We start from the raw sequence: 23,109 nt of genomic DNA on the forward strand, positions 1-23,109 counted from the left end.
CCACCTATAAGCTATTAGCAGCCATGTCATCTGGAGGTTATATGCGCTTCACCATAATGTTAGGCTTTTGCTTGCTGCTGACCAGCACTCTCAGCATCGCACAAAATTCGTCAACAGAAAAGCAACAAAACGAGGCCGTGGCGACACTGGCAGGCGGTTGCTTTTGGTGTGTCGAAGAGGCCTTTGAGCAACTTGACGGTGTCCGCGAGGTGGTTTCAGGGTATACCGGAGGCACAGAACCCAATCCGAGTTATGAACAGGTTTCCGCCGGCAACACAGGTCACACCGAAGCAGTGCAAATTTACTACGATCCCAAGGTCATCAGTTACGCCGGTTTACTGCAAAAATTCTGGCGAATCATGGATCCGACCGACGCCGACGGCCAGTTTGTCGACCGAGGCAAGCAGTACCGTCCGGAAATTTTTGTACATAATGACGAACAACGCCGGGTCGCTGAACAGTCTAAGCAGTGGTTGAGTGAAAACGGGCCCTTTTCACAACCGATTGTGGTTCCAATCACCGACTTTACGCAGTTTTATCGTGCCGAAACCTATCACCAGGATTATTACGATAAAAACCCGATCCGCTATAAAGTCTACACCTATAACTCAGGCCGCTATGATTTTGTCGAGAAACACTGGGGTGACACGCCTCAGGTCGATTACTATGGCTTTAGCAATGACAACCCGGGCGGTGAGCCGTCAACCGATACCCAATACCCCTGGCAGTCGTTCAACAAGCCTTCCAAACAGCAGTTACGGCAACAACTCAGTGCCATTGAGTTTGCGGTAACACAGCAGGATGAAACGGAGGAACCCTTTAATAATCGCTACTGGGATAACAAAAAGCCAGGCATTTACGTCGATGTCGTCAGTGGTGAGCCCTTATTTTCATCACGACATAAATACAAGTCCGGCACCGGCTGGCCGAGCTTTACGCAACCGATACAAGCCGACGCCGTGGTTGAAAAAGAAGACAACAGCTGGTTTTTCACCCGTACCGAGGTGCGTAGCCGCTACGCCGACTCCCATCTAGGGCATGTTTTCGAGGATGGTCCGCAGCCGACCGGCTTACGCTACTGCATGAACTCGGCCGCGTTGGAATTCATTCCACTGGCGGAAATGAAACAACGCGGCTATGCGGACTTTATTCAGTACGTAGAACCGAAAAACGGTCAGCGTTAGGCAACCCAGCCCAGCTCTTTTGCCCTTTGTGCCGCTTGTTGCGGCACATCGGTTGCGACGAAATGGTGGTGCAGCACCTGTACACCCAGCATGTGATTAATCACCGCATCCAATTGTACTTGTTCTTCGGCCGGTACATTCGGATCCTGATGGCGTTCAAAGGTTCGTACCACTTCCTCGTAATCCAATAAACCGGCGGCTTCTACCGCGCGCTGATTTAAGAACTGTTCCGCCAGTTTTTCAACCGCTTTCCATTTTTCCGGATCGGTATGCGCCGGCGGTGCCATAAAGGCAAACTTCTCACGTTTGTAGAGCGTTTCCGGTAATAAGCCTTTCATGGCCTCCCGCAATACGTATTTTTCTTTATTACCTTTAATACGCAGATGCGGCGGTACAGTAAATGCGTACTCTGCCAAGTGATGGTCCAAAAACGCCGGCCGCGCCTCCATCGAGTTAGCCATATCAACGCGGTCACCACCCCAGGTGAGGATTTGTCCTTCAAGCATGGTTTTTATCCACACGTATTGTGCGCGATCCAATGGATGCCGCCCCTCCAGCATGGTCTCATCCAGGGTATCCGCAATCGCCTTACTCGGGTCATAATCCGTCACCCGCTCCCGCAGTTCAGCTGACATCAATGGCAAGGCGACACTGCTGCATGACAACCATGGCTGCACACAGCTTGGGGTAAAGCCCATTTTTTGGTTAAAGGCTTCGCTGACGAACTCTTCCCTTGCCAGCATCGCTCCTTTAAACAACTTATTGTTCTTCTCCAGCAATTGCTGCCATTCCAGTCGTTCAATTTCCGGCAGATGATCCAACCCGTGCAAGAACATATCCTTGCGGAACGCGGGATAGCCGGCAAACAGCTCATCGGAGCCCTCGCCTGTCATTACGACCTTATAGCCGGCTTCGTGCACCTGCTGGCTCATCAGGTACTTGGCCACCCCGAGGGTGTTATAGATGGTTCGCTCCGTGTGCCACAAGGTTTTTACAAAGTGGTCATACAGGTCGTTGGCTTTCAACGCCATAATATGATGGTCTGCCTGGGTGGCCTCTGCCATTTCCCGTGCTATCGGTGTTTCATCATAGTCGTCAGAATCAAAACCAATGGTAAAGGCTTTCACGGAGGTCTGCGTTGACGCCGAGGCCAAACCGAGAATTGAGCAGGAGTCGATGCCGCCGGACAAGTAACAACCCACCGGTACATCCGCGGTCATACGGTGTTGTACCGCCTCCAATAACTGCGCACGAACGCCCTCGATGTATTGTTCTTCGTCGACATCGTCGCCCGGATAATCGTGTTCATTGGGAAAGTTAACGTCCCAATATTTGTGTTCGCTGACCGTAAGACGACCATGCTCACGTTTTACCTTGACCACATAGCCCGGCTGCACTTGATTAATACCGGCAAAGGCGGTCGAACCCGGAACCATCACCTGAATCAACTGATGGTACAAACCCTCAGCGGAGAACTCTCGCTTAACGTCCGGGTGAGCGAACAGCACCTTAAGTTCCGAACCAAACACGACGCCGTGTTCGGTTTCTGTCCAGTACAGGGGTTTGATGCCAAAGCGGTCGCGAACCAGGTACAGGCTCTGATCTTTTTCGTCATACAGACCAAACGCAAATTCGCCACGCAACTCTTTCAGCGTCGCATCAAGGCCGTAGCGTTCAAACAGATGCAACACGATTTCCGAGTCACTTTTACTGCGGAAACGTGCGCCACGTGCGGTTAAATCAGCACGAATCCGTTTAAAATCATAAAACTCCCCATTATGCGTCAGCATTAACCGTTGGTCTGCCGACATAAACGGCTGGCGACCACGCTGTTCGTTCAGGTCGATAATGGAAAGACGTGCATGGCTAAAGCCTACGCCCTGCTCTGGTTTAATCTGATAACCATAACCATCAGGCCCACGGTGATGCATTATCGCTGCCATGTTAACTAAGGTTTGGGCGTCTATTGAACGATCCGTTTGATGATGAAAAACTCCAGCAATTCCGCACATTCTTTGCTTTTCCTTTTGTTAGACGACATCGATAACGCGCTCGGCGCGTTGTACCATACACGTAAGTAACGCCATTCTTAAAAACACAGCCCCGCGCGCCTGGCTGAAATACCAGTTGTGCGGCGTGTGGTCGAGATCCGTACTCAGTTCGGCTCCACGGGCGAGTGGATGCAGAATGATCGCCCCCTCTTTTAACGGCGACTGTGCATTCAGTGCAAACGACGTACCGTAGGTATTAAAGGTTTCACCCTCCCAGGAGATGGCATTGATGTAAATAACATCCAGCTCCGGTAATACCGCATTAAGATCGTTCGAGGTGCGGATACGAATCCCCGCCTGTTCGATTTGCTCACGTTGTTGCTGTCCAAACAGTTCCGCGCTGGCACTTTCATCATGAATAATAACCAACTCGGCCACCGCATCGGGAAACTTACACAGCGACTTGATCAGACTGCGCACGGTGCGCATTTTATTGGGCACACCAATGACCCCAATCTTCACCGCATGCTGGCTCGCTTGCTCGGTTGCTAACTGCGGACGCCATTTAAACATCGCGTAGAGATCGGCGAGCGCCTGCGTGGGGTGTTCATCGCTGCCGTTACCGGCGTTAATGATGGGAATTCGCAGTGAATCGATCATCTCCTCGAGCGAGCTCTCATTATTGTCCCGCAGCACCACACAATCACCGTAGTTATTGAACATTTCCGCCACGTCGGCCAGACATTCCCCTTTGGCAATACCGGTTGTCGACCGATCAGTGATCGACATGATGTCGCCACCCAGCCGGTGCCAGGCACTTTCGAACGACAGCCGCGTGCGGGTACTCGGCTCATAGAATGCTGAAATCAGGATTTTGCCCTGTAATGACGTGCTAAAACGACGTGGGTTGGCTTCATACTTGGCCGCCAACCGGAACAGTTGCAACATTCCGTTTTGGGTAAACTGATCGGACGAAACAATGTGTTGATTCGCAAGTTTTAAAAGGTAGTCACCGTCTTCCTGAATCGCTCTTAACAGTGCTTTCGGGTGCGCGTCGCCACAGACATCCGGACGTTCCCGGTCAAACGACACATCTTTTATGTTCATAGGGTTACCATAATGTTTTAGAAAAATAATCTTTTACGAACAGCACCAGCAAAATGATCGGCGTTAAGCAGGTCAATGCCAATGCAACAATAATCAACACGGTAAAAGCCAGTTCCGGGAGTTGCATGATTAACGCTCCTCTTGTAATCGCTGCCAGTCAAACTGTTCCTGACTGCGCCACACACCGACACCACAAAGCAGGCCGGAAACCGCGCAGGACGTCAACGCAGCGACATAAAAGCCAACCAAAAAATAGGCCGCGAGACCGGCTGCCGTACCCAGCGCCATTGCCAGTGCGGCATAGCCACCGGTTAAACGGCGAAAATATAAGCCCAGCACGATCGGCCAAATGGTGCTGGCGACAAAGGCACCGGCGAAATTCAATAACGCCCCGAGGGTGGCAATACGCGGTAAACAAAACAGCCAGGTCACGATGCCCAGCGCCAGAATGCAATACCGATTAAAGCGCATCAGCGTTCTATCCGAGGCATTGGGTTTTAATTTTTTATGGAATAAGTCTTGGGTGACCAGATCTGAGGTTGCTGCCAGCAAAGAATCCAGACTCGATGCCAGCGCCGAGAAAATCACGATAAATACGATCACGGCACCGGTGGTACCCAATACCGCCGCCGCAACGGTTGGTCCGATCATGTCCGCACTGGGTGGGAATATCCCCAACTGCGGTGCTGCTAACGCGATGAATCCGGTAACGATTGGAATGGGTAACCACATCAGCCCGCCGGTCAGGTAGGCTTTGTAGGCCACTCCCTGCTTAAACGACAACGCCCTTGACCACCAGACGTTTGAATGAAATATCTCCCCCAGACCGAAAAAGATATTGTTAAACAAAAACATCACAGCAGCAGGAAACAACACATCCAGTAACTGCGGATGCGCCTGCGAGAGATTGCTATGAATGCTTTGCAGGCCCACATTATCGACCAACCACCAGGCAATCAGACTGACACCGACGATGATGATCAGCGCCTGAATAAAGTCGGTCGCGATGACCGCTCGCAGGCCGCCAAATAACGTGTAACCGACGCAAATGATCAATATCGCTGTCATGCCGATGTGGTAATCAAGACCGCTGAGCGATTCCAGCAAAATACCACCGGCCATGCCCAGACTGATGAGCCAGCCAAATGCATAAACCACGGAAATGATGATGAACACCCACCAGGCCGCCTGACCATAACGCAGGCGCACAAAGTCACCGGAGGTATACCCATTCGGCAATAAGGTTTTGATGCGTTTGGCCATCGGCGCAAACAGCAACAGTCCGAGTGCTGCGAAGGAATAACCAATCATCCCCCACAGACCAAATTGATAGGTAAGCTGAGGGGCAACCAACGTCGTGTTGCTGGTGACCCAGGTGGCCATCGCCGTTGCCGCCGCGAACGCAAAGCCGACATTACGGCCGGCCAGCGCAAAATCTTCGTGGGTTTTGTTCTTGCGGCCGAGCCAGTAGCCAAAGGCAACCCAGAGGACACCAAAAAGAATGACAATGGTGAGGCCAAGCGACGTATCCAGGGCAAATTCAGTCATTACCGGCCTCCTTTTCTACCCGTCGATGCGATCTCAACAGAATCACCACCAGCAAGGCGAAGATGATTAATCCGGTAAAAAACAGACCCAACGCCTGCCACAGCGGGTAGTGTTGTACGGTAACTTTTATCACATTGCTTGGTTCGGCAAGGTTGTCGGCGCGCGCGCGCAGATAATAAACGCCATCGCTAAAGCCGGTTAACGACAATTTGCGAAAATCGCCCAATGCCGGAAAGGTTTGCTCAACGTGGGAAAAATCGGCTTGCGTCGACACGTCGATAACCAGATTGGTAAGCGGTTCCTCGCGCTGCTCCTGCGCCACGACGGACACCGTGAAGTATCCCTCACGCACAGTAGACGAAGGTCCCTCTAATTGCAGTGACTGCGCCAGAGTTGTCGGTGCCGACAAAAACACCCAACAAAACGTTAACACAGGCAATAAACTTTTAGCGATACCGGGTAATTTCACCATTCGCTTTGTTACTCGCTTGCAACACGTGAAATTTCAGGCTATCAGCACCATCGACGGATTTCAACTTAAGTCATCGGGCACTACAACGAGCCGATACTCGTTAACAATAAAAAAACACCGACAAATCGATGTTGCAACAACAAACCGTTTGTCGCACTCTCTCGTATAGATAGGACGTTTGACTGTGTGCGACACACTCGGTGCAATTAACCAGGGACCCTAATCCTTATGAAGTATCTTTGCAGCCTCGGCTCAAATATCGAACCTGAGCTTCATTTTTCCCGCGCCAAACACTATTTGGCCAAGCTGTCAGAAAATCTCGAATTTTCGCGAGACATCAATACCCAACCGGTTGGCATGAAAACCAACCGTCCGTTTTTGAACGCATTGTTCACTCTCGACACCGCGCTCTCAGCAGAAGCATTAAAGCAAGAATTCAACCGTATCGAAGAGCTACTGGGTCGTGACCGTTCAGACCCATTGTGCAGCATTAAAGATCGTCCGATTGATATCGATATTTTAGGACCGCTCCACGAAAACCCCGAGGTGCCGGAATATCTGCAGCCGTTACAGACAGATTTACAGGGAGAAACGCAATGAAGCCAGTGGCATTAATTACCGGAGCCGGTCGGCGCTTTGGCTATGAGCTCGCTAACGATTTACTCGACAATGGCTATACCGTATTCGCTCATTACAATTCTTCAAAAGGCGGCGTTGAGAAACTGGAACAACGGGGAGCTATTGGTTTACAGGCCGATTTTAGCGATGCCAGGGCGATCGATAATATGATCGATCAAGTGATTGCGCAGACCGGCCAGTTAGATTTATTGGTTAACAACGCTTCGTGCTTTTTTGATAACCACACCGTCGATGCTTCTGATGACGCTCTGGCCGCCGTATACCAAGTTCATGCCATTGCGCCCTACAAGTTGATTACGGGGTTACAGGCCTTGCTGGCGAACGCCAACGACGGTCTGGTGATCAACATCACCGACATCTACAGCGAACGCCCGTCCACCAATTATATCGCCTACTGTGGCGCCAAAGCCGCGCTGGCAAACATGACACTGGCTTTTGCCAAAGCACTGGCACCGGACATCCGCGTCAACGCCATACAGCCCGGCCCAATCCTGTTTTTGCCGGAGCATGACAATCAACACCGTCAACAGGTGTTGGCTGAAACCCCATTAAAGGTCGAAGGCGGTCTGCAACCAATGATCGATACCGTCAAATTCTTCCGTGATAACCCATTCCTGACCGGTGAGTCGATCAAAGTCGACGGTGGCCGGGCGCTCAATATTTAATCCGGGGCTAGCATACGGATGACTCATAAAAAAACCGGCATAACTGCCGGTTTTTTTGTGCTTCTTTGTTGCAGAGCGAAGTTAGTTTTTCAGCATCTGGCGCAGTACGTAATGCAAAATACCACCGTTTTTGTAGTACTGCATTTCGTTACCGGTGTCGATGCGACACTTCACTTTAAACTTAACTTCTTCACCGTTCTTGCGCTTCGCAACAACATCCAGCATTTGACCGGGTTTTAAGTTGCCGTCAAGACCCAGAATGGAGATGGCCTCTTCACCCGTCAAACCATGAGCCTCAACGCCCTGACCGTCTTCGAACTGCAACGGCAACACGCCCATGCCAACCAGGTTAGAACGGTGAATACGCTCATAGCTCTCAGCAATGACCGCTTTCACACCCAACAGACGGGTACCCTTGGCGGCCCAGTCACGACTGGAACCGGTACCGTACTCTTTACCGGCCAACACCACTAATGGCGTGTCGTTTTCCATGTACTTCATGGCCGCGTCATATATCGCCATTTGCTCGCCGGTCGGGATGTACTTGGTAAAGCCACCTTCGACGTTATCCAGCATTTGGTTTTTGATGCGGATGTTCGCAAAGGTACCACGCATCATCACTTCGTGGTTACCACGACGAGAGCCGTAAGAGTTAAAGTCTTTCACCGCCACGCCGTGCTCTTGCAGGTATTTTCCTGCCGGTGAATCCGGCTTGATCGATCCAGCCGGCGAAATATGGTCGGTGGTGATCGAATCAGCGAATACCGCCAATACGTTAGCGTCTTTAATATCCGTCGGATCTTGCAGCGGCTGGTCAATGCCTTCGAAGAACGGCGGATTCTTCACATAGGTTGAATCTTCCTGCCAGTCGTACACTTTACCTTCGGCAACATTGATGGCGCGCCACTCATCATCACCTTTGAAGACTTCGGCGTATTCTTTACGGAACATTTCGTTATCGACGGTTTTCACCGCTTCGGCAATCTCACTGGTGGTTGGCCAGATGTCTTTCAGGTAAACGTCGTTACCGTCTTTGTCCTTGCCTAATGGATCTTTACTCAGATCGGTACGGGTGGTACCTGCCAGTGCATAAGCCACCACTAACGGTGGTGAAGCCAGCCAGTTGGCTTTCACATCAGGATGTACACGACCTTCGAAGTTACGGTTACCTGAAAGCACCGAAGATACGGTTAAGTTACCTTCATTAATGGCGTCGCTGATTTCTTCATCCAGCGGGCCTGAGTTACCAATACAGGTCGTGCAACCGTAACCTACCAGGTGGAAGCCAAGATCTTCCATATACGGGGTAAAACCGGCTTTCTTCAGGTAGTCAGTAACCACTTTCGAACCGGGTGCAAAAGACGACTTAACCCAAGGTTTACGATCCAACCCCTTTTCAATCGCTTTTTTCGCCAGTAAGCCCGCTGCCATCAACACACTCGGGTTGGAGGTGTTGGTACAGGATGTGATCGCGGCAATCACCACGTCACCGTGCTTCAGACTGTAATCTTTTCCTTTTACCGGAACCTCTTTGTCCGCTTCATTGGCCTGACCGTTGGTTTCCAGGATCAGGTCGAAGTTGCTACCCAGCTGTTCCATATTCACACGGTCTTGTGGACGTTTGGGTCCTGCAAGCGACGCGGTAACGGTACTGAGATCCAGTTCCAGTGTATCGGTGAATTCTGGTTCATTATCATTACTGCGCCACAGTCCCTGCTCTTTGCAGTATGCTTCGACCAATGCCAGCGTTTCATCGTCACGGCCGGACAGGCGCATATAATTGATGGTTTCTTCATCCACCGGGAAGAAACCACAGGTTGCACCGTACTCCGGCGCCATGTTCGAAATGGTGGCACGGTCTGCGAGCGGTAAATTATCCAGTCCCGGGCCATAGAATTCGACAAACTTACCGACCACGCCTTTTTCACGTAACATTTGCGTCACCGTCAGCACTAAGTCGGTTGCGGTTACGCCCTCCGGTAATTTGCCGGTCATACGGAAGCCGACCACTTCCGGAATCAACATCGATACTGGTTGCCCCAACATGGCGGCTTCGGCCTCAATGCCACCGACGCCCCAGCCTAATACGCCAAGTGCGTTGATCATGGTGGTGTGTGAGTCGGTACCAACCAAGGTGTCCGGGTAAGCAACCGTGCGACCGTTTTCTTCTTTGGTCCACACGCTCTTTCCTAAGTACTCGAGGTTAACCTGGTGGCATATACCTGTACCTGGCGGGACAACGCGGAAGTTTTCGAAGGCACCCTGCCCCCATTTCAGAAACTCATAACGTTCTTTGTTGCGGTCCATTTCCATCCGCACGTTTTGCTTGAACGCTTCCGGCGTTGCGTATTTATCCACCATGACCGAGTGGTCAATGACCAGATCAACGGGGGATAACGGGTTAATCACTTCGGGGTTATGGCCGGCTTTGTTAACCGCATCTCGCATGGCGGCTAAGTCAACAATACCCGGCACACCGGTGAAATCCTGCATCAGCACGCGTGCCGGACGGTACTGAATCTCACGATCAATTTTTTTCTCTTTAAGCCAGTCCACCATGGCTTTAAGATCATCACCGGTAACCGTTTCGCCATCTTCATTGCGTAATAAGTTTTCAAGCAACACTTTCATCGATGCCGGCAGCTTATCGATGTTTCCTAACGATTTGGCTGCTTTAGGCAAGCTGTAATAGTCGTAACTTTTGCCCTTAACATCCAATGTACTTAACGTATCCAGACTATTTTTGCCTGACATAGTACTCTCCCATTCGCATTGAGCGTTGATTGTGCTGAAAAGCTATTCCATTAAACTATAACGTTAATATAGTCAAAGCAATGCGGTTCAGCCACAGCTTTTAGTGTTTACAGTCAAACATAAACGATACAGACACGCCAGCGTATCTGCCCAACGCCTGACTGATAAGCGATTATTTTTACGATTAATTGTCTTTATAAAAGTAGTCGCTAAAGACGAAATCAGATCAATTCGGTACACTAATGCCACGTTGTACAGCGACACAGGGAAACGGCTAATGAGCCAGGTATTGGATAACTTATTAAACTTACTGCAGCTCGAAACCATCGAGCAGGGCATTTACCGTGGTAACAGTCAGGATCTGGGATTTGGCGCGGTATTTGGGGGGCAGGTCATCGGCCAGGCGCTGTCTGCGGCGAAGGAAACCTTACCCGCCGAACGGGGTGCGCACTCATTCCACAGTTATTTCTTACGCCCCGGTGACGCTAAAAAGCCCATCGTTTATGACGTTGAAGTAATTCGTGATGGCAACAGCATTTCGACCCGCCGGGTAAAAGCCATTCAGCATGGCAAGCCAATCTTCCATATGACCGCTTCGTTCCAGGAAGATGAAGTTGGCTTTGAACATCAGGACAGCATGCCTGATGTTCCCGGGCCAGAGGGCTTGATTTCCGATATCGATATTTATAAGGAGCATCAGGATCTGATTCCGGCTCCTATTCGCAATAAGTTCATTTGCGAAAAGCCGATTGAGATGCGTTTTGTGACCGCCTACAACCCCTTTAAGCCGGCCAAAGACGAACCCAAACGCTATGTCTGGTTAAAAGCTAATGGCCAGATGCCGGAAGATTTGCGGGTGCACAAATACCTGCTGGCCTATGCGTCGGACTTTAACTTTTTACCGACCGCGTTGCAGCCCCATGGGGTTAGCTTTGCACAACCGGACATGCAAGTTGCCACCATTGACCATGCGATGTGGTTTCATCGTGAATTCCGCATGGATGACTGGTTGCTTTATGCCATCGATAGTCCGTCGGCCAGTGGTAATCGCGGTCTGGTACGTGGTCAGATCTTCACTCGCGACGGGACGTTGGTTGCTTCGACCATTCAGGAAGGGGTGATGAGGCGCCGACGCTGAGGCGCCGACGCTGACGCGTCGGCTGCTTGGCGCTGCGTTGCAGCTTGCTTGGCAGCGCTTTGCGCTTTGCTTGGCATGGCCTTCGGCCATTTGCTTGGCGGCACCTTTGGTGCCTTGCGCGCCGTGACCTTGGGTCACGTGCGCTTTACTGACTTTTGCGCCGTGACCTTGGGTCACGTGCGCTTTGCTGATTTTTGCGCCGTGACCTTGGGTCGGATGCTATTAGGTGAGTGAGACGAAAAAGCCGGCGATGGCGGCGCTCATCATGTTGGCCATGGTTGCGGCTAGCAGTGCTCGCATGCCTAATCGGGCGATGTCGTGGCGGCGGCTTGGTGCCATACCACCTAAGCCCCCGAGCAGGATGGCGATTGATGAGAAATTGGCAAAGCCGCACAGCACAAAGGTAATGATGACTTGTGAGTGCTCACTGAGCTGATCCTTGTAATTAACAAAGTCGAGATAGGCGACGAATTCGTTAATCACCAGCTTTTGACCAATGAAACTACCGGCCAGTTGCGCTTCATCCCAGTTAACCCCCAGCACATAAGCGACCGGACGGAAGACGTAGCCAAAAATTTCCTGCATGGTCAGTTCCGGGTAGCCAAACCAACCGCCGACCCAGCCGAACAGCCCATTGACCAATGCGATGAGCGCGACGAACGCCAACAGCATAGCACCGACGTTCATGGCCAGTTGCAGGCCGCTTGATGCGCCGGACGCAGCGGCATCAATCACATTAGCGGAGGTGTCTTCAACCTCAACTTCTTCCAGATCGTTGCGCGGTTTTTCGCACTCCGGAATCATCATTTTTGCCATCAGGAAACCTGCAGGAGCCGCCATAAAGCTTGCTGCAATCAGGTATTTCAACTCGACACCCACACCAGCATAGCCGGCCAGCACTGAGCCGGACACTGAGCTCATGCCACCGACCATCACCGCAAACAACTCACTGCGGGTCATGGTACCGATAAAGGGTCTGACCATCATCGGCGCCTCGGTCTGACCGACAAAAATATTCGCCGCCGCTGACATCGATTCAGGGCGACTGGTACCCAGCAATTTTTGCAGTCCGCCACCAAGAATACGAATGACCCACTTCATGATGCCGAGATAATAAAGCACTGAAATCAGCGACGAGAAAAAGACGATGACACTGAGAACCTGGATCGCAAACACAAAGCCGAAGTCTTCTGACGCCAACGAACCAAACAAAAAGTTGATGCCGGCCTGCGTGTAGCCAATAACCGTCGATACGCCTTGGGCGAAACCGAACAGCATTTCACGGCCCAGCGGTACATAAAGAACAAAACCAGCGAGGGTTATTTGGATCGAAAGCGCACCGATAACGGTGCGCCAGCGGATGTTTTTACGGTTCGTTGAGAGCAGATAAGCAACGAATAAAATAACGGCAATGCCGAGAAAACTGTTCATAAAAGACCAACTTATTCCGCTAACAACTGGCGGATTTTTGTTTTTATAATATCAATAGCGATTTCATTTTGACCACCCCGGGTGACCACCAGGTCTGCGTACTGCTTGGACGGAAAAATATGGTCGAAAAACGCCGGCCGCACATATTGCTCGTACTGCTCAGTTACCGATTGCAAGGTTCTACCACGTTCTTCAATATCGCGCTTGATCCGGCGCAGCAGACAAACATCCAATGGCGTATCCATAAACACGGCAATGTCAAACTCCTGCCGTAAGGCGGGGTCGGTAAGCAGCAAAATACCTTCTACCATAATCACTTTTGCCGGAGCTACGCGAATACTTTCTTGTAACCGAGTATGAGTGGTATGACTGTATTGAGGCATGTCTACAGCTTTGCCCTGACGAAGTTGCTGAATGTGCTCAAGCAACAAATCATGTTCAAACGCAGACGGCTGATCATAATTGGTCAGCACGCGTTGTTCCATGGTCATGTGGCTTTGATCCCGGTAGTAGGCATCTTCTGCCAGGATAGCAATACCATCGCTGCCTAGCTCCGCAACCAATTCCTGATAAACCGTCGAGGCAAACAGACTCTTTCCTGATGCGGAGGCTCCCGCAATTGCAATAACTGTCGTATTACTCACAAGCTCGTGATATCCCTTTAGCATATTCAGACCGCGCGCAATTATCCTTGATTACTCCGACAATTAAAAGTCCAGTCGCCATTTTGGTTTTGTCTAATTTGGTTACAATTTTGTAACTCATCACTCTACAGTTAGACAAGTCATAGCGTTATAGTGTCTGGGCTTATTAAAAGTATTAAGGAATTTTACCGCAATGAAAATGATAAAAACTCTTACCGCTGTAGCGGTTACAACCGCATTACTCGGCGGTTGTCAGATGACTCAAACGGCCAATGCCGGCAGTCAGTCTGAGCAGCTTACAACTCAGCAACAATTTCCCGAAGTTAAGGTTGATTACGAGACATTTACTCTGGATAACGGCTTAACTGTCGTTGTTCATGAAGACCGTAAAGCGCCGATTGTGGCCGTTAACGTTTGGTATGCCGTAGGCTCGAAAGACGAAAAGCCCGGTAAGACAGGTTTTGCTCATTTATTTGAGCACTTGATGTTTAATGGTACCGAAAACTACGATGACGAATACTTCGGACCGTTTGAGCGTGCCGGCGCCACCGAAATGAACGGCACCACCAACAATGACCGTACCAACTACTTCCAGAATGTGCCGACGCCGGCACTGGATATGGCATTGTGGATGGAATCTGACCGCATGGGTCATTTGTTGGGTGCGGTAACACAGGAAAAACTCGACGAACAGCGTGGCGTGGTACAAAACGAAAAACGCCAGGGTGAAGCGCAGCCTTATGGCCGCGTCTGGGGATACCTCGCTGAGCAGACCTTCCCTGAAGGCCACCCTTACTCATGGTCGGTCATCGGTTCGATGGAAGATCTGAATAACGCCTCTCTTGACGATGTACACCAGTGGTTTAAAGACTACTATGGCGCGTCCAACGCCGTCTTAGTGCTGGCCGGTGACATCGATGTGGCAACCGCAAAAGAGAAAGTTGAAAAGTACTTTGGCGATATCGCACCGGGTAAACCCTTGCAAAAACTCGAAGCCTGGGTTGCCAAACGCGAAGGTACTAAACGCGCTACCATGCAGGATGATGTGCCTGCTGCCCGTATCTATCGGATTTGGAACACCGCACAACTGGGTACACAGGACCATGAATTCCTGGGTCTGTTATCGGACATTCTGGCGAACGGTAAAAATTCACGTCTGTATCAACGCCTGGTGTACGAAGAGCAATTGGCTAGCTCCGTCGGTGGCTTCCAGTTTGGTCGCGACCTTGCCGGTCAGTTCTTCATTACCGCTGACGCCAAAGCCGGTGTTGACCTTGACCAAATCGAACAAATCATTGATGAAGAGTTGACGCGTCTGCTTACCGAAGGACCAACTCAGGAAGAGTTGCAACGTACTAAGTTCAGCACCACCGCAGCTTTTGTCCGTCAGGCTGAAAAAGTCGGTGGATTCGGCGGTAAATCTGACATTCTGGCGTCGGGCGCGGTCTATCACGACAACCCAGGTTTTTATCAGCAGGAAATGGAGTGGATCAAATCGGCAACCGCAGCTGATCTTCAGGCCGCCGGCAAACGCTGGTTAACTGACGGCGACTTTATCCTGCACGTTGAGCCGCAGCCGGACTATCAGGCAGGTGAAGCACAGGCCAGCCGTGATGAGCTACCGGATGTCGGTGAGTTACCAAAACTGGACTTACCGGAACTGAACACCTTTGAACTTTCTAACGGTTTGGAAGTGTACCTTGCCGAGCGTCACGATACCCCGACTGTAGAAATGAGTCTGGTATTTGACGCCGGTTATGCCGCCGATGCGGGAGGCAAAGCCGGTACCGCCAGCTTCGCCATGTCAATGTTGAAGGAAGGCACCGAAAACTATGGTCCGATGGAACTGTCGGCCAAGCTGGAAAACCTTGGTACCAGCCTCAGCGCATACGCGTCTTTGGACACGTCTACCATTCGCATGGACAGCCTGACAGTTAACCTGGGCGAAAGTCTTGGGTTGATGAGCGAAATTCTTTTACGCCCGACCTTCCCTCAAGAAGAAATCGATCGTAAACGTTCTAACTGGATCGAAAACATCCGCAAAGAACAGGCTCGCCCACAAACGCAGGCATTGCGTGTTATGCCAGGTTTAATGTTTGGTGACGACCATGCCTACAGCCAGCCATTAACCGGTTCCGGCACCATCGATTCCATCAACGCGCTAACCCGCGACGACCTGGTCGAACATGCCAATACCTGGATGCGCCCGGATAATGCGCGATTAGTGATTGTCGGTGATACCACCGAAGCACAAATCAAGCCGTTACTGGAACAGCAACTGGCCAATTGGTCTGCGCCGGCGGAACCGAAGCCAAGCAAAGTGCTCGAGCGCCCGGCCGAACAGCAACAAGCTCGAGTGTTCCTGATCGACAAACCGGGAACGCCGCAGTCATTGATCATTGCCGGCCAACTGGCTCCATCAGGTACCGTCGACAATGCCGATACCATTGATGTGATGAACACCATCCTTGGTGGTAGCTTTACCAGTCGTCTGAACATGAACCTGCGGGAAGACAAAGGTTGGTCGTACGGAGCCCGCTCCATGTGGCTGGACAACCTTGGTCCAGGTCTGTTGATTGCTCTGGCGCCGGTACAAACCGATAAGACTCAGGAATCGATTCAAGAAATCGTCAAAGAGTTCACGCAGTACGAAGGTGAAAAGCCGGCAACTGCTGACGAACTGGCGAAGGTACAGGCAAACAAAACCGCCAAGTTACCAGGTGCTTACGAAACCAAAGGCCAGCTGATCGGGGCATTAACCGATACGCTGAACAAAGGTAAGGACATGGAATACCTGGAAGCCTACGCACAGCGCGTTTCAAATATTGATTTGAACAGCGTTAAAGCAACGGCTGATGAGGTTCTGCGTCCTGATGCGATGACTTGGGTTATCGTGGGTGACCTTGAACAAATCGAAGAGAAAGTGCGCGCGCTTAACTTAGGCGAAGTGACCATTCTTGACGATGTAGAATAAACCTTATCATCCCCTGAAGCCAAACCGCGCGGGTTGTTCCTGCGCGGTTTTTTTATGGCAACGTTACTGATCACTTAAAATAAGTGATTTCCCAACACCAGCAACTGACAGACAATAACACCGGTGGTTAGAATCAGTCGCATCGGGTAATAACTGGATTGACTTGTCATCAGCGTTCCTCTTGCCAGCCCCCGTTCAAATGCCAGCAACAGTGCGAAACCCAGCATTTGCAGCAACAACGACCAAAACACGCTGTTCAACAGCAATGTTAGCCATGCCAATAACGCAAACGCATTACTGAGGATCAATAACAGGTTCGTTGGTTCACTGTCAGCCCGGTGCATGGCTCGTCCCCACAAGGTCCCGGCAAGGAAGCTCAAAATGATGGCGCCATAAGTCAGTAACAGCGTCATTGGTTCAACCGGTACCGGCAATTCCAGTGCCATCAATTCGGCCAGTGCGGCCAGCAAAAATGGGATCAACCCGCCATACCCGAGAATTTGCATCAATTTTGTTTTTGTCGAATTCATTAGCAAACGTCCATTTTTAAATTTATTACGTAATTTATAACGAAATATCCATTACTTAAGTTTAGTCCATGACAAAAAGATACGCCCGCAGTCTCTACTGGTTTACCCATGACTTGAGGCTCAACGATAATCCGGCCTTAACAGCGGCGCAAGACAGTTCTGCTGCCATCACCTTTTGCTACGTACTCGATAAAGCAAGCCTGACGCGAGGACGCTATGGTATGCCGGCGCTTGGCCAGCACCGGCTAAGCTTCATCCTGCAATCTCTACACGATTTGCAGCGACAGTTGCAGGCACAAGGCCACACACTCACTGTTCGTGTCGGTGAGCCGTTGGATGAGATGGCACAACTGATCAGTACGCTGCAGGTAGACGCTGTTTTTGGCGCACTGCAGGCGGGCGTCTACGAACGACGTCGCTGGCAACAATTGCAACAACGATTTCGTTTCCTTGATTTTCATCAACTGCCGAACAGCACGTTACTTAGTGAGGACGACCTACCCGGCGGGCTACAACAGTTAGCGGCAAGCTTCAGTCAGTTTCGTAAGCCGTTAGAGCCGTTGGCTGAGCGCTTCACAAAACAGGCCTTAGCGGCACCTAACTGGCAACACCGGGCGCTGTCGGTCAACGCGTCAGCCGACCTGCCTGAGGCTGGAGAAAGCTGGCTTGCCGGTGGTGAAACAGCCGCGTTACAACACCTGCAACGCTACTTTTCGTCAGCAGCGCCCGGACGTTATAAGGAAACTCGTAATGCCCTGGACGGCTTTGATCAGTCAACCAAGTTATCAGCGTACCTTGCCCACGGTAATCTCTCGCCGCAGCAGGTGATCAACGCACTCAGAGACTACGAGCAACAGCACGGCGAAAACGAGTCAACCTACTGGATCGCTTTTGAACTATTGTGGCGGGACTATTTTTTTTGGTATTTACTGCGCTATCAAGAGCAAGTGTTTGCCTTTACCGGCGTTGCCGGGCGTAAGCCGCAAACCACCTTTTATCCAACCCGTTTTAAGCAATGGTGCGCCGGACAAACGCCCTACCCGTTAGTCAACGCTTGCATGCATCAACTTAACCAGACCGGTTATCTGTCCAATCGGGGTCGTCAAATCGTCGCCAGTTGTCTGGTCAACGAGATGGCCGTCGACTGGCGCTACGGTGCCGCCTATTTTGAGCAACAGTTACTGGATTATGATATCGGTTCAAACTGGGGCAATTGGCAGTACATTGCCGGTGTTGGCGCTGATCCTCGCGGTGGTCGCCATTTTAATATTGATAAGCAAACCGCCCAATTTGATCCAGACGGCCACTATATCGAACGCTGGAAAGGCCAGCAGACAAGGCAACTTGATGTGAATGATGCCGCCGACTGGCCGATAACGGCCAATTAATCCATATAGCGGGCAAGCACCACTGCGTTCTTGCCCTCTTTTTTAGCCCGATACATGGCTTTATCGGCCATTTCCACGATGTGCTCGACGGACTCGCATAACGATGGGTCGTCGCACTGCATCAAACCAATCGACAGAGTAACGGGAATATGCTCGGATTCAATACCGGACACCAGCTTAGCGCGCAAACGCTCCATCATCTGCAAGGCGTTTTCAGCAGAAATCATCGGATGAATGGTGGCAAACTCATCTCCACCAATACGCGCCACATGGTCGGAATGGCGACTGCAGCCGCTGATCATGCGGGCGATGCTTTGTAACACTTGATCACCGTACTGATGGCCAAAACGATCATTCACCTCTTTAAAGTCATCAAGGTCAATAAAGCCGACAGCGAACGGCGTGCCATGTTCGGCGAGCTGTTCCAGCTCTTCATTCAGTTGTCCGACAAAGGCACGACGATTCATCACGCCGGTTAAATGATCGGTCAAAGCCTGACGCTTTTCATACTCAAGTTCGCGACGTATTTTTTCTTCGGTCTGTTGTTGTAACGTATAGTCTCTCACAATCGCGACACCGAACAGGTCGCCGTCAACGTCCATTTGATTGAGCATAATATCAACGTAAAACTGCAACCCCGATTGTTTAACCGCAGGAAAACGCAGGCCATTACCCATTGAGCGTTTACCAGGATGCGCAAAAAATTTGGCCAGGTGCTCGGCATGATTCTGCCGAAATTCCGGCGGCAACAAATTATCTAACGGCAGTCCAATCAGTACCTCGCGCGAGTACTCGAACATCGAGGCGGCTGCGGCATTAGCGGCAACAATGATGCCGCCGCTATTGATGACCAAAGCTCCGTCGGGGATGATTTCTAAAAACTCGCGAAACGTTTTTGCTACTTCCATTACGGCCCTACAGCTTGGTCACAAAATTAGTTAAGCCACTTGGATAAATACGGTGATGGTTTACCAATATAATACCCTTGCAAATACTCGATTTGCTGTTGTGTTAAATAGCCATTAATGGCTTCGTTCTCAACGAACTCGGCAACCATTGGGATCTCTAATTCACGGCAAATACTGATCATACCGTTTAAGATACTGGCGTTGCTTTTATCATTAAGAATGTTACGAATAATACTGCCGTCGATTTTTAAATAATCGGGGTGTAATTGAATTAAACGAGAGAAATTTGAATAACCAACGCCAAAGTCATCGATGGCGATTTTACCGCCCCGTTGTCGCACCTCAAACGCAAACTCCTCAACGGCGGTAAAGTCTTCCGTTGATTCCGTTTCCGTAATTTCAAAAATAAGCTGCGCCAGCGGGTGCTGTTCCAGCGTGTTAAGAATGAATTCAACGGTGTTCGAGTGAAGAATATCTTCAATCGAGATATTGACCGAAATAGCAACCCCATGTTGCTCTGATTGTACCACGGCCTGCTCAACGACCGAACGGGTGATTTGACTGTAATAACGGGTCGTCTTCGCTTTATCCAAAAATAAGCCCGGGGGTAAGTCCGTACTGCCATCGCGGAGTCGAACCAAAGCTTCATAATAGTCTACATGTTTGCCATTACTGCTTTTTATCGGCTGGTAGTAGTTCACAAAATTTTTGTTATCCAGCGCAGACTGTATTTTTGGCATCCAATTAACTTGATGACTGTGAGTAAAGTCGCGCTCTTTGACACACTCAATGCGATCACCGGAGAATACCTTTTTAGCTCGTGCCAGTGCGCTCTCTGCAAGTTGAATCAATTTTTTACGCCCAACGCCCATTCCCATCGCAATATCAACAGCCACTTCACCACCGTTAATGGTAAATTGCGTGGCCGACAGCGCCTGGTAAAAATGTTTCAAGTGCGCTTCAAACACACTGGGGATCATTCTAAAATCGGCGGCTATGGCAAATTTGTCGCCATACAGGCGGTATAGATACAAATGGTGTTGAGACAAATAGTGAGCGGACCAATCACTGAACGCCCGCAGTAACTGATCGCCAAACTCAATCCCGTAAAAATCAGCAAATGAGCGAAACTTCCTGATGTCCAGAATCGCCAGACACTGCGCTCTTGTGTTCTTTAAGTCATTCAGTAAATCAACGCGTGTGGCTAATCCAGTCACAGCATCAAAACGCGTTTCATTGAGCAGCTCATCGAGGTAAACCTCGCGGGATATGTCCTGCAACAACAGCACAATTTCAGCAAGTTTCTGGTCGTTATATAAAGGAATCGTCAGACAACGAAACCACGCCCCCTGCTCTTGTTGCGTCGCCAGGCGAATGATCCCATTCCAGCTTTGCTGGTGCTCTACGGTGTAGCTGATTCGGTCTGCAAGTGCCTCGCGGTGTTGCGGATCGATATACTGCTTAAAGCCCTTGCCGACCACAGGTTGGTCGGTATTCAGCCGGTTTTTTAGCGAATCGCTGATAAAAATCACTTGTCCCTGTGCATTGAGCCGCACGCACAAAGCGGACGACTCTAACGCAGTAACATATTGTGACAGCAAGTGATGATTACGCACTCATCGATCCCTCAAGTTGATTTGTTATTTTTGTTATTATCCATACTGTAACCTGACCATCGTTAAATTGCGACAGCACAATAACAACCTTTTGCAACCGTATTTATCCAACCGCCCTTTGGTGCTGCGGTCCCGGCCGACAGCTGCGGCAATAACGCCTCGACGAAACTGCTCTCCGTATTACAAAAGGCACCGTCTGCATAAGGACCCAAATAGATCAGCTGCTCGTTGTCATCAAAAATTATGACCGCCGGTGTCGATGGGATATAGGCCTTTAACGCCTCATGCTGATCAATATCAAGTTCAACATTGCGACCTGCCCGCTCAGTTACTCTGCGTTGAATCAATTGTTGATGCGAGCGCGTTCGCCAGTTGCACGGGCAATCTTCAGAGAACACATGCACGACGACGGCAGACAGGTCACCAACCGTGCGTTCTAACAGCGGCTTTAGTCGCTCTTCAACCTCACCGTGGGATACTTGTTGCTGCAGCCGGCCTTGATTATCGAACCAACTCAGGCGGGCATCCAGCAACCAAAATAACGCCACCAGTACGCTCGCAAACCAAAGGATCACGATGCCCCAGAGCAGCCGTTGACGCCCGCTTTTAGACCGCAAACTTTTCAATTTGATGCCGTAACCGTTCAGCGTCCTCAGCCAGTTGCCGAGTTTTTTCGTCATTGTTTTTGACGAACTCATACTCTTGTTCAGACACCGCTTTTAAATCCTTCGCGGACGAAGACATATCAGCAGTAGCATTCGACTGTTGCTCGGTAGCAAAGGCAACTTGCTCGATGGTTTCCGCCATGGTACGAACTTTGGTTGCCACTGACTCGATCATTTGCTTCAGCTCAACCGACATTTTAGAGCCATCGTCAATAACCTGCGTCGCTTGTTCTACAATCGTCACCGACTGGGTAACCTCATCGATAATCTGCTGGGAAATATCGCTTATCTCAGCCGCATTTCGTTCTGTCGTTGATGCCAGACTCCTTACTTCGTCTGCCACAACCGCAAAACCACGCCCCTGCTCCCCCGCCCGCGCTGCTTCGATGGCCGCATTCAAGGCAAGTAGGTTGGTCTGCTTGGTAATATCGTTAATCGCTGCCACCACGGTACTGATACGGCTGCTTTTCTGCTCCAGTGATTTAATATGTTCCAACGCTTCGGCGACGGTTTCTTTTACCGACAGAATGGCACCATTGACCTGCACCGTGTAGTCGGCAGCGTTACTGGTGTCGCTCAGTGCAGTATTTGCCGCCTCACGAGCACGTTGAGACTCATCGCTGATAGCGTTCACCGTGCCGACCATCTGCTCTATCCCATGGACGATACGCGACAACTCCGTTGCCGACTGCTGTCGTCTGCTGGTCAACGCCTGAGTATTACCAGCCAGCTCCTCAGATTGCTGTTCAACACTGTCCACCAGCAACTCCGTTTCAGCAACACTGGTTCGCATCGCTTCAATCAGCTGATTAAACCGTTGTATTTGTTCATTATCCGCATCCAATGAAACCGCCAGATTGATGCCTTTATCGTTACCGACAATATCTTCGATCGCCGAGTTAATTCGCAACGCCGTCTGTGCTTCGATAAACGTACGGTGCGCGATAAAAGCCAAAATGGCACCTTCAGCAACGGCGAAACTGGCGTGAATGGTTAAAATGCCGAAATTCACATAATCCGCCGCAAAGATGTACACACCAGCGTCGTTCAATTGCAGGAAGAAGAACAACACGTGATGAACGGCAACAACCAAGACGCTGGTAACAATCACTTTCCAGTCACGGTAATAAACGAGAACAGCCAACACCGCGAAGATCTCAAAGTGCAGTTCAACCAACCCCATGGTTTGATCAATGTGCAAAGCCGTCAACAATTGCGTCGCCGCCGCTACGGTATGACGTGTTAACGGGTTAGCCGGCGCCAGCAAAATTAGCGCCAGCGGTAAGCCGGCAATAAACAGCGATAACGCAACAGGTATCAGCCACTCGCCGGTATAAAAACTGATCAGCAGCGTAATAACCACTTGCACAAATAAGACACCGGTAAAGACGCGGTGAGCGGAAAGAATCCATGGGAAGGTCGGCATGCTTTACCTCTATGACAAAAAAGCAAACC

At 50.5% G+C, this 23,109-nt stretch carries 19 protein-coding genes; 6 read left to right on the top strand and 13 right to left on the bottom strand.

Annotated elements, in window-relative coordinates; translation table 11 throughout:
* Window positions 1–41 precede the first annotated feature (41 nt).
* A complete protein-coding gene (msrB, locus tag C5610_RS07615) occupies window positions 42–1,184 on the top strand; it encodes a peptide-methionine (R)-S-oxide reductase MsrB (protein ID WP_105306659.1) in 1,143 nt (380 codons plus the stop codon).
* Here the strand turns inward: msrB and asnB are convergent.
* Genes asnB through C5610_RS07635 form a run of 5 tightly spaced genes read right to left on the bottom strand, consistent with a single transcriptional unit; the run spans window position 1,181 to window position 6,302 of the window.
* A complete protein-coding gene (gene asnB, locus C5610_RS07620) occupies window positions 1,181–3,196 on the bottom strand; it encodes an asparagine synthase (glutamine-hydrolyzing) (protein WP_105306660.1) in 2,016 nt (671 codons plus the stop codon). The two genes, msrB and asnB, sit on opposite strands and share 4 nt — an antisense overlap.
* A gap of 18 nt (window positions 3,197–3,214) precedes the next feature.
* The gene (locus tag C5610_RS07625) at window positions 3,215–4,282 is read right to left on the bottom strand and encodes an aspartate carbamoyltransferase (protein ID WP_105306661.1); all 1,068 of its coding nucleotides are present in this window, start codon (window positions 4,280–4,282) and stop codon (window positions 3,215–3,217) included.
* A 4-nt stretch (window positions 4,283–4,286) separates the two neighbouring features.
* Window positions 4,287–4,409, bottom strand: a complete 123-nt coding sequence (locus tag C5610_RS13685) for a hypothetical protein (RefSeq protein ID WP_262339803.1) — start codon at window positions 4,407–4,409, stop codon at window positions 4,287–4,289.
* A gap of 2 nt (window positions 4,410–4,411) precedes the next feature.
* Window positions 4,412–5,830, bottom strand: a complete 1,419-nt coding sequence (locus C5610_RS07630) for a sodium:solute symporter family protein (protein ID WP_105306662.1) — start codon at window positions 5,828–5,830, stop codon at window positions 4,412–4,414.
* A complete protein-coding gene (locus C5610_RS07635; RefSeq protein ID WP_105306663.1) occupies window positions 5,823–6,302 on the bottom strand; it encodes a hypothetical protein in 480 nt (159 codons plus the stop codon). Before C5610_RS07635 ends, C5610_RS07630 begins: the two co-directional genes overlap by 8 nt.
* A gap of 228 nt (window positions 6,303–6,530) precedes the next feature.
* On the opposite strand from C5610_RS07635, the gene C5610_RS07640 reads away from it, so the two are divergent.
* Both C5610_RS07640 and C5610_RS07645 read left to right on the top strand, forming a co-directional pair.
* Window positions 6,531–6,902, top strand: coding sequence for a 2-amino-4-hydroxy-6-hydroxymethyldihydropteridine diphosphokinase (locus C5610_RS07640; RefSeq protein ID WP_105306664.1), 372 nt, complete (start codon window positions 6,531–6,533; stop codon window positions 6,900–6,902).
* Window positions 6,899–7,606, top strand: a complete 708-nt coding sequence (locus C5610_RS07645; protein ID WP_105306665.1) for an SDR family NAD(P)-dependent oxidoreductase — start codon at window positions 6,899–6,901, stop codon at window positions 7,604–7,606. The genes C5610_RS07640 and C5610_RS07645 overlap by 4 nt, the downstream gene beginning before the upstream one ends.
* A gap of 81 nt (window positions 7,607–7,687) precedes the next feature.
* On the opposite strand, the gene acnA is transcribed toward C5610_RS07645, so the two are convergent.
* A complete protein-coding gene (gene acnA / locus C5610_RS07650; RefSeq protein ID WP_105306666.1) occupies window positions 7,688–10,360 on the bottom strand; it encodes an aconitate hydratase AcnA in 2,673 nt (890 codons plus the stop codon).
* A gap of 277 nt (window positions 10,361–10,637) precedes the next feature.
* On the opposite strand from acnA, the gene tesB reads away from it, so the two are divergent.
* Window positions 10,638–11,498, top strand: coding sequence for an acyl-CoA thioesterase II (gene tesB, locus C5610_RS07655; RefSeq protein WP_105306667.1), 861 nt, complete (start codon window positions 10,638–10,640; stop codon window positions 11,496–11,498).
* Window positions 11,499–11,720: 222 nt separating this feature from the next.
* Here the strand turns inward: tesB and C5610_RS07660 are convergent, their stop codons facing one another.
* Window positions 11,721–12,929 (bottom strand): NupC/NupG family nucleoside CNT transporter, encoded by a 1,209-nt coding sequence (locus C5610_RS07660; RefSeq protein WP_105306668.1) that lies wholly within the window; start codon window positions 12,927–12,929, stop codon window positions 11,721–11,723.
* An 11-nt stretch (window positions 12,930–12,940) separates the two neighbouring features.
* Window positions 12,941–13,573, bottom strand: a complete 633-nt coding sequence (gene udk / locus C5610_RS07665; protein ID WP_105306669.1) for a uridine kinase — start codon at window positions 13,571–13,573, stop codon at window positions 12,941–12,943.
* A gap of 193 nt (window positions 13,574–13,766) precedes the next feature.
* Between udk and C5610_RS07670 the strand changes: the two genes are divergently transcribed.
* Complete coding sequence (locus C5610_RS07670) at window positions 13,767–16,547, top strand: M16 family metallopeptidase (RefSeq protein WP_105306670.1); 2,781 nt, start codon at window positions 13,767–13,769, stop codon at window positions 16,545–16,547.
* Window positions 16,548–16,621: 74 nt separating this feature from the next.
* Here the strand turns inward: C5610_RS07670 and C5610_RS07675 are convergent, their stop codons facing one another.
* Complete coding sequence (locus tag C5610_RS07675; protein ID WP_105306671.1) at window positions 16,622–17,077, bottom strand: DUF3429 domain-containing protein; 456 nt, start codon at window positions 17,075–17,077, stop codon at window positions 16,622–16,624.
* 68 nt (window positions 17,078–17,145) lie between these two features.
* On the opposite strand from C5610_RS07675, the gene C5610_RS07680 reads away from it, so the two are divergent.
* Window positions 17,146–18,465, top strand: coding sequence for a DASH family cryptochrome (locus tag C5610_RS07680; protein WP_105306672.1), 1,320 nt, complete (start codon window positions 17,146–17,148; stop codon window positions 18,463–18,465).
* Here C5610_RS07680 and C5610_RS07685 read toward each other — a convergent pair.
* The 4 genes from C5610_RS07685 to C5610_RS07700 all read right to left on the bottom strand — a co-directional run bounded on the left by C5610_RS07685 (window position 18,462) and on the right by C5610_RS07700 (window position 23,080).
* Window positions 18,462–19,373: a sensor domain-containing diguanylate cyclase gene (locus C5610_RS07685; RefSeq protein ID WP_105306673.1), complete on the bottom strand. Its 912-nt coding sequence runs from the start codon at window positions 19,371–19,373 to the stop codon at window positions 18,462–18,464. The genes C5610_RS07680 and C5610_RS07685 overlap by 4 nt on opposite strands.
* Window positions 19,374–19,399: 26 nt before the next feature.
* Window positions 19,400–20,989: an EAL domain-containing protein gene (locus C5610_RS07690; RefSeq protein WP_105306674.1), complete on the bottom strand. Its 1,590-nt coding sequence runs from the start codon at window positions 20,987–20,989 to the stop codon at window positions 19,400–19,402.
* Window positions 20,990–21,051: 62 nt separating this feature from the next.
* Complete coding sequence (locus C5610_RS07695; RefSeq protein ID WP_105306675.1) at window positions 21,052–21,669, bottom strand: DUF6436 domain-containing protein; 618 nt, start codon at window positions 21,667–21,669, stop codon at window positions 21,052–21,054.
* Window positions 21,596–23,080, bottom strand: a complete 1,485-nt coding sequence (locus C5610_RS07700; protein ID WP_105306676.1) for a methyl-accepting chemotaxis protein — start codon at window positions 23,078–23,080, stop codon at window positions 21,596–21,598. The genes C5610_RS07695 and C5610_RS07700 overlap by 74 nt, the downstream gene beginning before the upstream one ends.
* Window positions 23,081–23,109 lie beyond the last annotated feature (29 nt).

It is taken from the genome of Idiomarina sp. OT37-5b (genome assembly GCF_002968395.1).
Taxonomy (GTDB): Bacteria; Pseudomonadota; Gammaproteobacteria; order Enterobacterales; family Alteromonadaceae; genus Idiomarina; species Idiomarina aquatica.

Bases quoted from the DNA above. Each gene is read 5' to 3' on its own strand.
- msrB (WP_105306659.1), top strand. From the start codon at position 42: ATGCGCTTCACCATAATGTTAGGCTTTTGCTTGCTGCTGACCAGCACT.
- asnB (WP_105306660.1), bottom strand. From the start codon at position 3,196: ATGTGCGGAATTGCTGGAGTTTTTCATCATCAAACGGATCGTTCAATA.
- C5610_RS07625 (WP_105306661.1), bottom strand. From the start codon at position 4,282: ATGAACATAAAAGATGTGTCGTTTGACCGGGAACGTCCGGATGTCTGT.
- C5610_RS13685 (WP_262339803.1), bottom strand. From the start codon at position 4,409: ATGCAACTCCCGGAACTGGCTTTTACCGTGTTGATTATTGTTGCATTG.
- C5610_RS07630 (WP_105306662.1), bottom strand. From the start codon at position 5,830: ATGACTGAATTTGCCCTGGATACGTCGCTTGGCCTCACCATTGTCATT.
- C5610_RS07635 (WP_105306663.1), bottom strand. From the start codon at position 6,302: ATGGTGAAATTACCCGGTATCGCTAAAAGTTTATTGCCTGTGTTAACG.
- C5610_RS07640 (WP_105306664.1), top strand. From the start codon at position 6,531: ATGAAGTATCTTTGCAGCCTCGGCTCAAATATCGAACCTGAGCTTCAT.
- C5610_RS07645 (WP_105306665.1), top strand. From the start codon at position 6,899: ATGAAGCCAGTGGCATTAATTACCGGAGCCGGTCGGCGCTTTGGCTAT.
- acnA (WP_105306666.1), bottom strand. From the start codon at position 10,360: ATGTCAGGCAAAAATAGTCTGGATACGTTAAGTACATTGGATGTTAAG.
- tesB (WP_105306667.1), top strand. From the start codon at position 10,638: ATGAGCCAGGTATTGGATAACTTATTAAACTTACTGCAGCTCGAAACC.
- C5610_RS07660 (WP_105306668.1), bottom strand. From the start codon at position 12,929: ATGAACAGTTTTCTCGGCATTGCCGTTATTTTATTCGTTGCTTATCTG.
- C5610_RS07670 (WP_105306670.1), top strand. From the start codon at position 13,767: ATGAAAATGATAAAAACTCTTACCGCTGTAGCGGTTACAACCGCATTA.
- C5610_RS07675 (WP_105306671.1), bottom strand. From the start codon at position 17,077: ATGAATTCGACAAAAACAAAATTGATGCAAATTCTCGGGTATGGCGGG.
- C5610_RS07680 (WP_105306672.1), top strand. From the start codon at position 17,146: ATGACAAAAAGATACGCCCGCAGTCTCTACTGGTTTACCCATGACTTG.
- C5610_RS07685 (WP_105306673.1), bottom strand. From the start codon at position 19,373: ATGGAAGTAGCAAAAACGTTTCGCGAGTTTTTAGAAATCATCCCCGAC.
- C5610_RS07695 (WP_105306675.1), bottom strand. From the start codon at position 21,669: ATGACGAAAAAACTCGGCAACTGGCTGAGGACGCTGAACGGTTACGGC.
- C5610_RS07700 (WP_105306676.1), bottom strand. From the start codon at position 23,080: ATGCCGACCTTCCCATGGATTCTTTCCGCTCACCGCGTCTTTACCGGT.